This window comes from Sorangium sp. So ce834, from assembly GCF_051521425.1.
Lineage (GTDB): Bacteria > Myxococcota_A > Polyangia > Polyangiales > Polyangiaceae > Sorangium > Sorangium cellulosum_D.
Map to the genome: position 1 here is coordinate 1,373,381 of NZ_CP150351.1, position 14,682 is coordinate 1,388,062.

General features: G+C 71.0%; 9 protein-coding genes. 3 read left to right on the forward strand and 6 right to left on the reverse strand.

The window, feature by feature from the left end:
- Positions 1-78: 78 nt before the first annotated feature.
- Complete coding sequence (locus WMF20_RS05080; RefSeq protein ID WP_437611179.1) at positions 79-1,977, forward strand: response regulator; 1,899 nt, start codon at positions 79-81, stop codon at positions 1,975-1,977.
- A gap of 46 nt (positions 1,978-2,023) precedes the next feature.
- On the opposite strand, the gene WMF20_RS05085 is transcribed toward WMF20_RS05080, so the two are convergent.
- From WMF20_RS05085 to WMF20_RS05095, 3 genes are all read right to left on the reverse strand, one after another.
- Positions 2,024-3,778: a hypothetical protein gene (locus tag WMF20_RS05085; RefSeq protein WP_437611180.1), complete on the reverse strand. Its 1,755-nt coding sequence runs from the start codon at positions 3,776-3,778 to the stop codon at positions 2,024-2,026.
- 425 nt (positions 3,779-4,203) lie between these two features.
- On the reverse strand, positions 4,204-4,731 hold the full coding sequence (locus WMF20_RS05090; protein WP_437611181.1) for a hypothetical protein: 528 nt from the start codon (positions 4,729-4,731) through the stop codon (positions 4,204-4,206).
- Between the two features lie 119 nt (positions 4,732-4,850).
- Positions 4,851-6,356, reverse strand: a complete 1,506-nt coding sequence (locus tag WMF20_RS05095) for a carboxypeptidase-like regulatory domain-containing protein (protein ID WP_437611182.1) — start codon at positions 6,354-6,356, stop codon at positions 4,851-4,853.
- Positions 6,357-6,728: 372 nt separating this feature from the next.
- Between WMF20_RS05095 and WMF20_RS05100 the strand changes: the two genes are divergently transcribed.
- Positions 6,729-7,235 carry a DUF1993 domain-containing protein gene (locus tag WMF20_RS05100; protein ID WP_437611183.1) on the forward strand — a complete coding sequence of 169 codons (507 nt, stop codon included), beginning with the start codon at positions 6,729-6,731 and terminating at the stop codon, positions 7,233-7,235.
- 33 nt (positions 7,236-7,268) lie between these two features.
- Here the strand turns inward: WMF20_RS05100 and WMF20_RS05105 are convergent, their stop codons facing one another.
- Together WMF20_RS05105 and WMF20_RS05110 are read right to left on the reverse strand one after the other, a co-directional pair.
- On the reverse strand, positions 7,269-10,007 hold the full coding sequence (locus WMF20_RS05105; RefSeq protein WP_437611184.1) for a M23 family metallopeptidase: 2,739 nt from the start codon (positions 10,005-10,007) through the stop codon (positions 7,269-7,271).
- Positions 10,004-12,175: a hypothetical protein gene (locus WMF20_RS05110; RefSeq protein WP_437611186.1), complete on the reverse strand. Its 2,172-nt coding sequence runs from the start codon at positions 12,173-12,175 to the stop codon at positions 10,004-10,006. Before WMF20_RS05110 ends, WMF20_RS05105 begins: the two co-directional genes overlap by 4 nt.
- Before the next feature lie 250 nt (positions 12,176-12,425).
- Between WMF20_RS05110 and WMF20_RS05115 the strand changes: the two genes are divergently transcribed.
- Positions 12,426-13,058: a glutathione S-transferase family protein gene (locus WMF20_RS05115; protein ID WP_437611188.1), complete on the forward strand. Its 633-nt coding sequence runs from the start codon at positions 12,426-12,428 to the stop codon at positions 13,056-13,058.
- A gap of 375 nt (positions 13,059-13,433) precedes the next feature.
- Here the strand turns inward: WMF20_RS05115 and WMF20_RS05120 are convergent, their stop codons facing one another.
- On the reverse strand, positions 13,434-14,534 hold the full coding sequence (locus tag WMF20_RS05120; RefSeq protein WP_437611190.1) for an alpha/beta hydrolase family esterase: 1,101 nt from the start codon (positions 14,532-14,534) through the stop codon (positions 13,434-13,436).
- Between the last annotated feature and the right edge of the window lie 148 nt (positions 14,535-14,682).

Consider the following 14,682-nt stretch of genomic DNA (forward strand, 5'->3'; position numbering starts at 1 on the left):
ACGCGGATGCCGGCGCCCTCGCGAGGTGCTTGACTTCCGGGAAAGCCTTCGAGCTCTTTGGTCGAAGGGGGGGCACCTATGTCCGCCGAATCCAGCCAGGCTCCGCCGGCGCCGCGCTTTCGCCTTCTTTTGATCGAGGACAGCGCCATCGCGGCCTCGATCGTCCAGAGCCACCTCGACGCCGTGCCGTGGCAGCGCGCCCAGCTCGCGCACGCGGACACGCTCGCGGCGGGGCTCGCGCGCGTGAAGGAGGGGTGGGACGTCGTCCTCCTCGATCTCTCCTTGCCCGACGGGGAGGGCCTCGAGGTGGTCGAGCGCGTTCGGGACGTGGATGCGCACGTGCCCATCGTGGTGCTGACCGGCCACGACGACGTGCGCCTCGCGGAGCGCGTGCTCGGCGCCTCGGTGCAGGATTACCTCGTGAAGCGCAGCCTCGACGCCGACGCGCTGTGGCGCGCCATCCGCTACGCGGTCAGCCGCCAGCAGCTCGTGACGCAGCTCGCGCGGACCATGGCGGAGGCGCGGGAGAACGAGGCCAACCTGCACCAGCTCATCGCCCGCAGCGCCGACGGGGTGATCGTGCTCGACCCCGGCGGGGCGGTGCTGTTCGCGAACCCCGCCGCGGAGGCGCTGCTCGGCGAGGGGCGCCTCGTCGCCGGGCGGGGCTGCCCGGTGGCGCTGCCGACCGGCGAGACGAGCCTGGAGCTCGGGGGGCACACGGTCTTCATCGATGTTCGATGGGTCGACGTGGACTGGCAGGGGCGGCCGTCGCGCATGGCGCTCCTGCGCGACGTGACCGGGCGGCGCCGGGCCGAGGAGCTGCGGCTGCGGCTCGAGCGCACCGAGCGGCTCGCCGCGGTCGGCCAGCTGGCGGCGGGCGTGGCCCACGAGATCAACAACCCGCTCGCGTACGTGGTGGCGAACCTCGAGCTGCTCGCCCGCGAGATCCGGCGCCTGGCCAGCCAGGGCGCGGCCACGGAGCACCTCGCCCAGCCGCTGCACGACGCCCGCCACGGCGCGGCGCGGGTGATGCACATCGTCCGGGATCTCGGGGTGTTCGCGCGCAGCGAGGCGAACGAGGCGATCGGGCCGACGGACGTCAACGCGGTGATCGAGGGCGCGCTCAACATCGTGCACGCCCAGATCAAGCACCGCGCGCGCGTGGTGCGCGAGCTCGCCCCGGTCTCGCGCGTGGGCGGGGCCGAGGGGCGCCTCACGCAGGTGTTCGTGAACCTGCTGATCAACGCGGCGCAGTCGATCCGGGAGGGGCGCGTCGCCGACAACCTCGTCGAGGTGCGCACCCGCCAGCAGGGCCGCGACGTCGTCGCGGAGATCGTGGACTCGGGCTGCGGCGTGGCCGAGGAGCACATGCCCCGGCTGTTCGAGCCGTTCTTCACCACGAAGCGCGCGGGCGAGGGGACCGGGCTCGGGCTCGCGATCTGCCGGAGCATCGTCGAGTCGTGCGGCGGGAGCATCGGGATCAGCAGCAAGGCCGGCGTGGGCACCTGCGTCCGCGTCCGGCTGCCCGTCTGGACGAGCGCGGAGCCCGCGGCGCCGCCGGCGCCCGCGCGCGACGAGGGGCCGGCGCGGCGCGCCCGGATCCTCGTCGTGGACGACGAGCCGCTCATCCTGCGGGCGCTCGGGGGGTTGCTCGGGTCGTCGCACGAGGTCGTGTGCGTGGGCTCGGGCGCGCAGGCGCAAAGGACGCTCCGGCGGGACGCGGGCTTCGACGTCGTGCTCTGCGATCTCGTGATGCAGGAAGTCTCGGGGATAGAGCTCCACGAGTGGATCGAGGCGGAGCTGCCGGCGCTCGCGGACCGGGTGCTGTTCATGACCGGAGGCGGGACGAGCGAGGTGAGCCGGCGGTTCCTGGCGGCGTACGGAGGGCGCGTGCTGCCGAAGCCGATCGATCCGGCGGAGCTGATCCGCCGGGTCGAGGCGCTGCTGCCGGCGAAGGCGGCGGAGGCGGCGCCGTAGCGCTGGCTCCGCCGGAGAACCGCCGCTCAGCGCGGGAGACGAGCCTTCATCTGCACGGCGGCTCGGGGTCCCTCGCGTCCCGGCTCACATGGGCGATGAACGTGCCCCAGTTCGCGAGCATGGAACGCGGCAGATCGGGGATGTACTCCGCGGCCAGCCAGATCGAGCCGTCGTCGTCCACCGCTGCGCCCGAGTAGTCGCCCCAGCGCGAGACGCCGTTGCCGCCGAAGGCGGTATACCCGGTGAAGCCGTCCTCCGGCGCGGCTCCCTCGGCGATGAGGTGAACGAGCCCGGCGCCGCGCTCGTCGAGCAGGGAGTAGGCGACGCTCGGGAAGAAGTCGGGCCCGCTGAGCGAGTAGCCGATCGCGCCCTGCCCGCGGGCGTTGACCGCGACGGCGGGGAAAAGAACGCTGTTCGTGTCGTCGAGCGCGATGTATCCCTGGTTCACCACCCAGGCGTCGAGCCCGCGGCGCACGCTCGGCTCGACGATGAACCACGCGATGCCCGCGCGCTCGGGGTCGCCGACGGCGGTGTTGAGGCCGGACCACAGCTTGCCGTCGGCGAAGTAGACCTGCTGCATGCGAACATCGTTGGTGTTGAGCCGCTCGAGCGGCTCATCGAAGCCGAGGCGCTTCAGGAACCGCCGGAGCGGCGTCCGTCCGGGCTTCTGGAGCGCCGGAGGCGGCTGCGCGTAGAGCTGGCTGGGCACGAAGACCTGATCGAGCTCGAGGTCCGGCGCGCAACGCTCGAGAGATCTCGTGTTGCTGGCCGCCCAGAGCGAGATCCGCTGCTCCGAGAGCCCGAAGATGACGGAGCTCAGGAAGTACTCGGTGCCGCGCCTCTTCTCCTCGAACCTGCCGCGGGGCGGGATGATCGCCGGCTGGAGCGAGACGCCCGCGCCTTCGAGGAGCGGGACGTCCAGGACGTCGACGTTGGGCACATCGCCCCGGAGCAGCGCGGATTTCTGGAGCGCATAGACCTGCGCGCGCTGAAACTGCAAGCCCTCGAAGGAGAAGAGGTTCACGCTGGCGTAGAAGCCGAACTTGTCGGTGCCGATGAGCGGCTGATCTGCGAGGCAGGGACACCCGGCGACCTCAGGCGTGCCGTTCTCGCCATCGCTGGTGGTGTCGATCTCGTAGAGGTTCCATTCTCCGGTAGGGTCGTCCGTCTTGCTGACCGCCAGCTCGACGTGAGATCGCGTGTTCGCGCTGGCGTTCTCCGGACGCTCGTCCGCCTGCAGGACCGTGAGGAACCAGCGCCGGACCTCCGGGTCGAAATAGCACTTGGGGTCAGAGGTGAACTCGTTGATCGTCCCCGTCTCCGGGTCAGCGAACGGCGCCAGGCGGAAGAACTGGTTCAGCGGGATCGGGTCGACGAGCCGGTCGCCGCGCCTGTCGTAAGCGGTGACGGCCAAGTTCACCGCCTGGAGGACGAAGCCGTTGCCGACGCAGAGCGGCACGTCGGGGGGCTCGACGCTGAGCTGCGTACCCTCGTATTCACCGGTGCCGGCGAGCAGCTGGTCGCGATGCGTGAGGCCGTTGAACCCGGACGCGCCCGGGTTGTCTCTCGTGAGGGGGGTGGGCGCGGGCCTCGGGAGGCTGTCCGGGGGAGGGGGCTCCGAGCCGGAGCCCCCTGGTTCCCGGAGCCCGGAGCTGCCGCGCACGAGCAGGTTGTCATCGACCGTGGCACCAGGAGGGCGCCCGGCCAGCGACGTGGTGCCGCGGTGGGTCACGATCGGAAAGGGCGCCTCGCACGTGACCGCATCTCCTATCGTGTCCGCTTCTTCTGTCGTGTCCGTCATGGGTTCGCAACCGACGGACGCGCAAGTTGCGACGATATAGCAAGCTGAGGACAGTCTCATGCAATCCCTCCCCTGATGAAGCTTCGACTCACGGACAGGCGCGCCCCCACGAGCGCAGCCCGCCTCGTCGGCAGCCCCGCCCGCCATACGACGCGCCGGATGGCCGGGGCGCCCGCGAAGCGCCCGGGTCAGCTCACCGGTGCGGCGCAGGTCTGTCGAGGCCTCCACGGCGAGCTCTGCCAGCCCCCCGAGCGACCGACGTCACGATCTCTGCCTTCACGGCAACAAGAGAGCTCGCGGGAGCTCCGCCTGCTTCGCGTATCCCTGGCTGGCCGATAACTAGCGTGTGTCGTGAGTTGGCGCAACCTCCGGGGTCCGTCGCGCAAGCGTGGCCGTCCGGCGCGATCCGCGCGTGTCGAGAGCGCTCAGCTTCCGCCGCAAGCCTCGTACTCCGCCTTGCACGCGTCCGTGCGCGCCTGCTGCACGCAGGGGGCGCAGTCCGCCGTGATGCCCCCGCCGGCGCACTCCACCTCGCACTCGTCCGCGCACACGCCCGCCGCGCAGACGCAGGCGATGAGCGCGTCCGTCTCGGCGTCTTGCTGCATGTCCGTGCCCGGATCGCAGCCTTGCACGCAGGCGCAGCAGATGCCGTCGCCCGCACAGCACCCGTCGCCGCGTCCCAGGGGACAGGCGCAGTCGCTGCCGTCCTCGCCCATGCACGCCCCGTAGGCGCTGCCGTCGGGGAGGCACGTCGCGATGCCGGGCGGGTTGATGGCGTGACAGGTGCACGACATGGTCGAGCCGGGCACGCACGACGTCCCGGTGGCCGAGCTTTCGCTCGTCGAGCTGGCGGCCGACCCGCCGCTCCCGGTCGGGTCCGGGTCGGTGGTCGTGGAGCCGCACGCGGCCGCGAGCGCTGCGGCGACCAAGCAGAGGACAAGATGATTTCGCATGACCTCCCCCTATAGCGCGCCGGCGGCGCGGCCGTCGAGCACAACCGCCGCGCTCCTCCGGGGCGCGCCACCGCCATCGACCGGATCGGCGCGCCCGCGTTCAGGCGCCGGGAGGGCGATCAGGGGGCGACCGACTCGGACCCTGGCGAGCAGTCGCCCGCGAGCGGGGCGCAGGTGAGCCGGTTCTGCATGAAGCTCACCCGCCGCGGGATCTCGACCTCTTTGACGAAATTCGAGAGGACCCCGGTGCCGTCGGGGCCGGGGGTCGCGAACGGCGCCACATGATAGAAGGTGGCGAGCTGCTGGGTCTCGGCGTTATGGCACCCGTTGCAGGTCTGCCCGGCGAACGCGTGGCGCAGCGGCTCGTCCACGCCCGGGAAGACCCATTTCGTGGCGGAAGGGACGATGTTGCCCTCCGCCTCTCCGCCGAGGAACGAGGGAGCGAGCGGCGTCGCGCCGGCGATGATCCCGGTGCGGTTCGCGAGCAGGAAGGCCTCGAGGCCGGCGTCGCCGTTGAGCTGCTGATCCGGCGTCTGGGCGGCCTCCACGAGCCGCAAAAAGGCCTGATAGCCGGTCGGCTCCGGGACGAGGTGGAACTCCCGCCACGACCAGGGGGCGCCCATCAGATCCTCGCTCGTGCGGAGCTGGGCGAGCGCGCTCGCGTTCGGGTTGCCCATCGTGCTGCGCTCGGCGCCGCGCTGCGTGAAGAGATCCGTGATCGCCTGGAGCTCCTGGTTGTACTGGGCGCCGAAGGCGTGCTGGCCGAGCGCGTGGAAGCGGGCGATCCAGCTGTGCCGGTCCGGCGCGATCGAGTTCGTCGGCAGGCGGTACTCGAAGATCACCGTCATCCCGCCGATGAAGTGGTTCGGGGGGACGATGCCGAACACGAAGCGAGCCTCGCCGCTGCCGCTCGCGTGCAGGTCGGTCCGGTTGAAGATGCCGAGGAGCCGAAACGGCGCCTGCGCGAGGTCGAGCTTGCCGTCCGGCCGCGTCGACCAGAGGTTCAAGAGCGAGGACATCCCCCGGCTCGTCGTGGGGTAGCCGTTGATCGTCAGCGGCTGGAAGCCCTCCAGCCACTCCGCCACGAAATCCGCGGGATCGACGCCGCTCGGGGTCATCTGCTCGATCAGGTACCGGAAGCTCCAGGGCCCGCCGGTCGCGTTCGAGGCGCGCGCGTCCTGCGTGACCGACGGGTCGACGATCGCGATCTCCTTGTAAGGATCGACCGCCGGGCCCGCGCCGCACGCGCCGGCGCAGGTGAAGCTCTGGATCCGATCGGCCGTGACGCTGCCGAGGTTGACCGTGCTCGGCGTGAGCGTCGCGCCCGGCTTGGACGCGGCGAGCGTGTACGTGCCCGCGGGCAGGCCGGCGAAGAGGAAGTTGCCGTGGCTGTCGGTGACGGCCTGCGCGCTCGCGGCGCCGCCGAGCTGCACGACGACGCCGCTCATCCCAGCGTTCGAGGCGTCGTTGCCGACGTGCCCCGCGATCGCGACAGCGCCGTTCAACGGCGCCTCGGCGCTGCCCAACGAAGGCTGCTCCTCGAGCGGCTCGACTCCGCAGGACGCCAGGGCAAGGGCGGAGAGCGCGAGCAGGCGAGAGGGCGATCGGCGTAGCTTGGTTTTCATCGACAAGGATCCTTTCAAGATAGGTAGAACCGGCGGACGCGGCAGCGCTCGCCCGATCCTGGGCCTCTAAGAAGGTCGGAAGCCCGGTACGTCAAGAGGCTTTACATTACTTCACGAGGCTTCCACGAGGCGGAGCGCCTCCGCGGCGCGCGCGCAGCGGCGGAGCGCGCCGCGGCCGGCCGACCCGCGCGGCGCCGGGAGCGGTCCGGAGGCGACAGGCGATTTCTGTGCGCCGGCACGCTTGCCCGGGGCGCGGGGCGACCACTATGTTCGCGCCCGCGCGTGTCCCCACGGGCGGTGCTCCCGCACCGCGCCGCGCGTGACGTACCGGGGGCCGCGCTTTCCGCACCGTGCGATAGCAAGGAGATGAAGATGGCGATCTCGATGTATCAGGCGTCGGTCCCCGTGCTCGTGAGGGGGCTCGGCAACCTCTCGGCGATCCTCAAGAAGGCCGCCGCTTACGCCGAGGCGAAGAAGATCGAGCCGCGCGTCCTGCTCGACGCGCGCCTCGCCCCGGACATGCTGCCGCTCACCCGCCAGATCCAGATCGCGAGCGACAGCGCCAAGGGCTGTGGGGCGCGGCTGGCAGCCGTGGACGTGCCGAAGTACGAGGACAACGAGGCCAGCTTCGACGAGCTGCAGGCGCGCATCGCCAAGACGATCGCGTTCCTGAACTCCCTGAAGGCCGAGCAGATCGACGGCTCCGAGGACCGCGAGGTCACGATCCCCACGCGCGATCAGCCGATGAAGTTCAAGGGCCTGCCGTTCCTGCTCGGCTTCGTGCTGCCCAACTTCTTCTTCCACGTGACGACCGCCTACGCGATCTTGCGCCACAACGGGCTCGACATCGGCAAGATGGACTACCTCGGCAAGCCCTGAGCGGGCGGCCGTCATCGCCGCGGAGGCCGCCGCTCACCGCGGCGGCGCTTCGATGAACCACGTCGGCGAGACGTATCCCTCCGTCGTCGCTCCCGCCATCGGCGTCGTGCACGCGTCCTCCGCCTTCATCGCGGTGAGGGCCACGGCGTCCTCATCGGGCGTCATGCACTCGTCGTACCCGTAGGGAGCGCTCCAACTGCCGGCGAAGCTCCTGCACTGCGCGTCGGAGAGCACCGTATAATGCAGGTGCGAGTTCTCCGCCGAGCCGCCGGTATCGCAATAGAACTTGGCCGAGGAGGTGGGGCACTCCTCCCATTTCGAATCGAAGTAGAGGTTGTGCAGGCGGGGGATGTCGTTCCAGCGCACCACCTTCCCGAGCACGTCGTCGGTCGTCACCTCCTGTCCCGGCGCCAGGCCGGGCGCCAGCCCGTCGACGTCGAGGTGGCCATAGAAGGAGCAGTAGCGCTCTCCCGTCCCGTCCTTGGGCGGGTGCTCGACAAGCGCCACGCCGAGGTACTGCGAGCCGTTGATGCCCTTCCAGAGGAGCCGGCCGTCGGCCACGGGGTGCACCTCCGCGCCCGCCGTGGTGCCCGCGCTGCGGACGAGATCCTCGCCGAGGTGGCGGCCGCCGTAGTCCGGGGCCACCACGCCGAACCGCCGGATCACGTAGCTGTCAGCGATGGGAGCCGCCCGCTTCCCGCCCCCGGGCCGCTTGCACTCGTCGTTCTTCGCCCCGTTGCCCTGGCACCCGAGGGCGCAATACACCGTGTGGTCGGGGATGTAGAGGCGCGTCCGGGGCCGATTGCCGCGGCCATCCCCCTCCGTCCCCTCGCAGGGAGCCCAGACCGTCTTCTCACCCTGCTTGCGCGGACAATAGGCCTTGCAGACATACAGCATGTTCGGGTCGCCCTGGGCGACACCGGGGAGGCTGTGACCGCAATACGCCGGGGTGTTGAGCAGGACGGCCTCGTCGTTCGAGCACGGCGACCAGCCCCACGTGGAGCTCGCGTGGTCGCACGTGAGGCCCTCCGCGTCGGCGAAATACGCGCACACGGGGGTCTGGTCGCCGTACGGGTCGGGGCCGCAGACGCCGCAGGAGGTGCCGCAGGGGATCCCCGTGGCGCGCCAGCCGTCGGGGCGGCTCAGCTGGCGCTCCTCGCACGCGAGCACCTGCCCGCCCGGGCCGCAGACCTGCGCGCCGAGGCGGAGCGATCTCACCGGCACCGGGCGCCCCTGGTAGTCCTCGATCGGATCGCACGTCGACGTGATGCTCGGCGCGGGCGTGGGATCCGGCATGCCGAACGGCTGCTGCTCCGACCGGGCGTCGCACGTGTCGCTCTTCGTCGCGAGGTCCATGAGCCCGCAGCCGCTCGAGCACTCCTCGTACGGCACGGGGCGCCCCACGACCGCCGCGTCGCTCACGGGCGGGCACGTGTAGTTCGAGGAGGCGAGGTCGTAGGCGCAGTGATACAGGGTTCCGACGCGACCGGTGATCTGGTGCTGGCCGCAGAAGAGGTGCCGGCAATCCTTGAGCTCGTTCCCGACCGAGACCGGGAAGTAGTGGATGTCGCCCACGGGCGGGCACGACTCGTCGCAGCGGTCCCAGTCGCGGATCTTCGGCTCGCTCGCGCCGGGCTGCGCGCCGGTCACCTCGTGCCAGCGCACGGGCGGGATCTCCCGCACGCGCATGCACGCGCCGCTCCCGTGCCGACCGCCGCAGTCGCGGTAGGGCACGGGGCGCGCGCCGGGGCCCGGGCAGGCGTAGAGCCGATCCGCCCTGCCGTGGATGCGGAGGTCCAGCTCGCCCAGGTTGATCGCGAGGTCCTTGTTGGCGCGGCCGCCGAACACCTGATCTCCGCAGAAGGTCTGTCCCGGCTCGACGGGCTTCCACTGGCCGTCGTTGTCGCGGAACTCAACCGGACACCGGCCGAGCGCCGCGCCCGCCTCTCCGTTCGAAGCGCCGGGATCGCAGGGGAGGTTGAGGTCGAGCCAGCCTTCCTCCCCGCACATCCAGCGGCTCTGGTTCCCGACGCCGAGGCCGCACACCTCCGCGCCGCAGGCCGTGGTCGTGACCTCACGGCCGGAGCTGTCCTGCACGCCGCGGCACGCCGGGCAATCGCCCTGCGGCTGATTGCACGCGAGCCCGAGGTTGCGCCAGCCCTCGGCCGTGCACACCTGCTTCACGCCGGCGCCGCCGACGCCCGTCGGCATGCAGAGGGTCAGCCCGCAGCGCACCGGGATGCGCTCGCCCCCCGGGATGGGCGGGGTCTCGCACGGGCACTCGCCGCTCGCCGCGCCCGTGCACGCGCCGTCCTCGCAGCCGCCCGGGCAGATGCGCCATTCGAGCGGGATCTGCCCCGCGCCCGGACACTGGTAGAGCGCGGCCGGCTCGCCGTTCACCACGTCCTCGCCGCAGAACGTCCCCTCGGCCGGACACGTGAGATCGCCGCACCGGTTCTCTGGATAGCTCCGCCACGTGTCGGCGGCGGTGTCGCCGTCGAGGCACTGATACGAGATGAGGTCGCGCCCGCACACGAACGCGTCGCAGCGCGTCTGCGCGAGCGGGATCGGCTGGTTGTTGTAATAGAACCCCGAGGCGCACTCGCACGCGTCGGTGTCGTCCTGCGGCCCGAGCGGCGGCGGCGCGACGTCGCCCGCCGGCGGCTCCTGGCCGCAGCCCACGACGAGCAGCCCTCCGCCGCCGAGCAGGACGGCGGCCGCGCCGCACAGCCGCGAGAGCGCGCGGCGGCCGGTCCCCCGGGAGCGGCTCACTTGGCGATCCTCCGCAGGTCGCCCGCCTGCGTCGCCCAGTAGACGTACGCCTCGTCCACGGCGATCGCGATCGCGCCGGCCTGCCCCACGGCGAGCGTGTCCACGGTGCCGCCGGCCTTGGGCACCCGGCGCACCGAGCCGAGGCGGTTGACCCAGTAGAGCGCCCCGCCGTCCCGGGGATCCACCGCGATCCCCGCGGGACCGGGCTGTCCGTCGGCGAGCGCCACGAGGCCGGAGCCGTCCTTGTCGAGGCGGAAGAGATAGCCGCTCGGCGTGCTCCAGAAGAGGTGGGCGGCGTCGGCCGCGAGGTATTGCGGCGTCAGGTTGGTGCGCTCGAAATCCTGCGCCGACGCGATCTGACGCGGCTCGGAGCCGTCCTTGCGGAGCTTCATGACGGTGCCGTCCGCCCAGGTCCAGTAGAGGTGATCGGCGTCGGCGGCGAGCGCGCCGCCCACCTGGGCGGCGGCGCCGGTGATCTCGGCGGCGAGCTGTCCGGCGAAGAGCGCGTCGGCGCGGTACAGGCCGCCGTGGGAGAGCGACGTGAACCAGACCGCGGCGCCGTCGCTGACGACGGCCCACGGGTCGGGGACGCTCGCGGTGACCGTGGTCGCGGCGCCGGACGGCGGGAACCGGAGCACGCCGGCGGCACCGGTGACGAACGCGCCGGCGTCCGTCAGGGCGATGCCCTCGAAGCGCTCGCTCGCCCCGCAGACGGCGGCGCCCGGCGCGGCCCCGGTGGCGAGGCAGGTCGTCGCGCCGGACGCCTTGTCGACGCGGACGGCGACGCCCCCGGCGGGCCGGAAGCCGACGACGTAGACGGCGGCGGCGTCGACCGCGATCGCGGAGGGGACCGCGAGGCCCGAGGCGAGCTGGAGCGCGCCAGGGCCGCACGTCCCGCCCTCGCAGGCGCCGCCGGAGCAGTCGTTGCCGCAGGCGCCGCAGTGGAGCGGGTCGGCGTCGAGCTCGACCTCGCAGCCCGTCGAGCCCTCGCCGTCGCAGTCGGCGAAGCCCGCGTCGCACTCGAGCACGCACGCGCCGGCCTCGCAGGCGGCCGCGGCGTTCCTGTCGCTGCAGCCCTTGCCGCAGGCGCCGCAGTTGTCCACGTCGCGCTCGAAATCGACCTCGCAGCCGGTCGCGGCGTCGCGATCGCAGTCGCCGTAGCCGAGGTCGCAGGCGAGCGAGCAGGCCCCGACCGCGCAGGAGGGGACGGCGTGCTGGTCGCCGCACACGTTCCCGCAGAAGCCGCAGTTGTCCACGTCGCTCGACGTGTCGCCGCAGCCCCCGCCCGCGCCGCCGCCGCCGTCGCCGAGGCACAGGCCGGCGGCCCGGGCGGCGCTCTCGAACGCCTCGCAGCGCGCGCGGCTGCCGGAGAGCGCGCTCAAGTCGCACTCGTAAGCGAGCGCGGGATCGAGCGTGCCGCAGCAGGTCTCGAGCAGCGCGTCGCAGGCCGCCGAGGCGAGCGGCTCGCCGCCGCCGAGCGTGGGGCACCGGCCCGCGTCCGCGGCGCCGCTCAGGTAGTCCAGGCAGGTGTCCGCGTCCGCCTCGGCGGCGAGGTCCTCGCAGCGCTCGCGCGGCCCTCCGGGCAGCGAGGGACAGCACTGCTCGGCGAGGTAGTCGCAGCTCTCGGCCGCGGGATCGGCCCCTTCGCAGAGGCCGTTCGCCTGGGCTTCCCGCTCGAGGAAGCTGCGGCAGAGCGCCTCGTTGCCGCGGAATCCCGTGCCGTGGCAGGCGGACGCGAGCCGCGCGGGCAACGACGCGCAGCAGTCGTTCAGCAGGCCGGCGCAGCCCGGGCCGTAGGGGACGCCGTCCGGCGCGGCGCCGCCGCTGCAGAACCCGGCCGCGCTGGCGCTGCCGGCGTAGTCGTCGCACGCGGCGTCGTTCGCCTGCGCCGCGACCGCGTCGCAGCCCGCCCGGAGCTCGGCCGGGAGCGACGGACAGCAGGCCTCGCCCAGGGGGCCGCACCCGCTGCCGAGCGCCCCTGGCGCGCTGCCGCAGGCGCCGAGCGCGGTGCCGTCGTCGTTGCATCGCTGCGCGCCGAGCGACCCGTCGGGGAGGAAGCACGCGGAGAGCGCGCCCGGCGCGCAGAGCTGGTCATCGCCGCAGCCGGGGCCGCCGTACGCGAGCGCCGACACCACCACGAGACACAAGGCGAGGGAAGGTCGACGCATGGTTGGACGCTCGATGCTCGCGGGGCGCGAGCGGCATGTCAACGATCACCACGGACGGGGCGAGGCGAGCCGGCGCCCGTTCATGGTAGGGGGCGATCCGTCGCCCATGGCGCGATGAACCCATGAACGCGGCGGGCAGAGAAATTCAAATCTGCCGCGCCTGGCGCCGCGCCCAACGGGGCCGACCTCTGGTAGCCTCCGCCGCGCCGCCGACCGACCGGCGGAAACGAACGGAGAAAGAGACACCACCATGGCCATCGTTCTTTACCACCACCCGTTTTCGCGCGCCGCCAACACTGTGTGGATGCTCGAGGAAGTCGGCGTCGAGTACGAGCTCAAGTTCGTCGACATCATGGCCGGCGACCAGAAGAAGGAGGGCGTCACGAAGCTCAATCCGATGGGCAAGCTGCCCTTGCTCGTCGACGGCGACATCGTCGTCACCGAATCCGCGGCGATCGGCCTCTATCTCGCGGATCGTTATGCCCCGGGCCGCCTCGCGCCGAAGCTCGACGACGCGGCGCGCGGCACTTATTTCCGCTGGTCGCTCTTCGCCCCCTCGGTCATCGAGCCCGGCTCGATGGCCAAGGCCGGCAACTGGGAGTTCCGCGCCGGCTCCGCCGGTTGGGGCAACTACGACGACATGATCGCGACGATGGAATCGGCCATCTCTGGCCGTGACTTCGTCCTCGGCAAGGAGTTCTCGATGGCCGACGTCATCTTCGGCGGCACGATCGCGTACATGCTCGACTTCAAGATGCTCGAGCCGCGCCCGAGCTTCACCGGATATGCCGCCCGGGTCAAAGCCCGCCCGGCGTACGCGAAGAGCGAGGCGCGCAACAAAGCCGTGATGGACGAGCGCGGCCTCAAGATGCCTGGGGCTTAGAGAGCCCTGAAGGATTGAAGCGGAGCGCCTCGGCGAGCGCCGTAGGAGCGCCGCGTCCTCATTCCTGCGCTGTGCGCTGCGGCGACGTGGTAAGAGAGCCTATGCGCTGCGGCATCACCCACTTCGTCATCGATCGCGGTATCGGCATCGGAAGGCTTGGTGGCGGACTTCGACGGCACCGGGCAGGTCTCCCTGCAGACGCGCAACGCGCAGAGCCTGGCGGCCTTCCTGCGCCCGTTCCGACCCGTAAAGTCGAAGGGCTGAATCAGTTCCCAGCTCGGGCGTTTGGATGCGGCCCCTATTCCTCTGCAGGCGAGGCGCCCCGAGCGCGGCGCTACGCGCGGGCGAGGGTCCCGTCCGCGGCGAGGGCGTCGGTCAGAACTGCTTGAAGAATTTCCACGACTCGATGGGAATCCAATTCGGATTGCCGTCGATGTTCGTGTGCCCGCCGCCGAAGGTGCACACCCGCGTCGGATGTTCCGGATCGCAATCCTTGAAATCGTAGCAGCTGTACGCGCCGTTTGAAGTCGGGATATTGTCCGGGATCGTGCAGCCGTTGTCTTCGGCTTTTTCGAGGGCGATGAACTTGGCCCCTCTCTTTTGACCTTCGTTGTTCACCCAGGGGCAAGTCCCGTCGCTCATGCCCGTCGTGTGCATCCAAGCAATGGGCTTATGTGTCTTTTCAGGCAACCAGATGTTGTAGTTGGCCGGGGCGATGCCCACGGCCGCACGGATTTCCGCTTGATGGTTCGTCGACAGCGAATAGGTGATCATCCCTCCGAAGCTGAAGCCGGTCGCGAACACGCGGGTCGTGTCGTAGCAGACATTTTCATTCATGAACGCCATGATGTCGTCGAACAGCGCGTGGTCCTTCTCTTGCCACGTCGCACCGTCCGAGGAGGGGGCCACGAAAATGGCTTGCTCTCCGTCGGCTTCCAGCTGCGGTTTGAGAAAGTAGAAGTCTTGCCCCTTGACGTCTTGCCAGCGGCTGCCGATCCAATGTGAGGTGTAGAACAGCCGGTAGGGCTTGTTCATGTCGTAGTTGCGGGGCATATCGACGTAGTACACGCGATTTTGGCCCGAGCTTGAGATCGTATACTCCTTGGTCGTCAACGTGGTTGCCTTGCCGCACCCCGCGCTCGGCACAGGCGCGTTCCCCATGGGAATGGCTCCTTCGGGCCAGCCACCCATGCCAGTCTCGCCGCCGCCGGTCGGCTCAGCCCCGCCACTCCCGCCGCTGTTGTCACCGCCGGTCCCAGCCGCGGTGGTGCTGCTAGAGGTCGCAACGCCGCTGCCGCTCGCGCTACTAACGGAACCGGTCGCCGTCGCTCCGCCCCCACCGCCCCCGCCGCCCCCACCGCCCCCACCGCCCCCTCCGTCGTTGTTCGAGTCGGACTCGGCGGGGGCGCACGAAATCGCGACCCAACTCGCAAGGGTGACACAAAAGGCGAGTCGGCTGAACGTTTGATCTTGCATCACAGGTCTCCTACGTACCGGAATCAGGTGAAAAGGAAACTAAACGATTCGAGCGTGTCAAGGGCGACTCGCCACACTCCCCTCAGGTGACAGAACGTTCCTTACGGGATCCGCCTCCCTGGCAAAGTGCCTCCCACCCGGCTCAGAC

Coding starts and splice junctions, on each gene's coding strand:
- WMF20_RS05080 (WP_437611179.1), top strand. CDS start 79: ATGTCCGCCGAATCCAGCCAGGCTCCGCCGGCGCCGCGCTTTCGCCTT.
- WMF20_RS05085 (WP_437611180.1), bottom strand. CDS start 3,778: ATGACGGACACGACAGAAGAAGCGGACACGATAGGAGATGCGGTCACG.
- WMF20_RS05090 (WP_437611181.1), bottom strand. CDS start 4,731: ATGCGAAATCATCTTGTCCTCTGCTTGGTCGCCGCAGCGCTCGCGGCC.
- WMF20_RS05095 (WP_437611182.1), bottom strand. CDS start 6,356: ATGAAAACCAAGCTACGCCGATCGCCCTCTCGCCTGCTCGCGCTCTCC.
- WMF20_RS05100 (WP_437611183.1), top strand. CDS start 6,729: ATGGCGATCTCGATGTATCAGGCGTCGGTCCCCGTGCTCGTGAGGGGG.
- WMF20_RS05110 (WP_437611186.1), bottom strand. CDS start 12,175: ATGCGTCGACCTTCCCTCGCCTTGTGTCTCGTGGTGGTGTCGGCGCTC.
- WMF20_RS05115 (WP_437611188.1), top strand. CDS start 12,426: ATGGCCATCGTTCTTTACCACCACCCGTTTTCGCGCGCCGCCAACACT.
- WMF20_RS05120 (WP_437611190.1), bottom strand. CDS start 14,534: ATGCAAGATCAAACGTTCAGCCGACTCGCCTTTTGTGTCACCCTTGCG.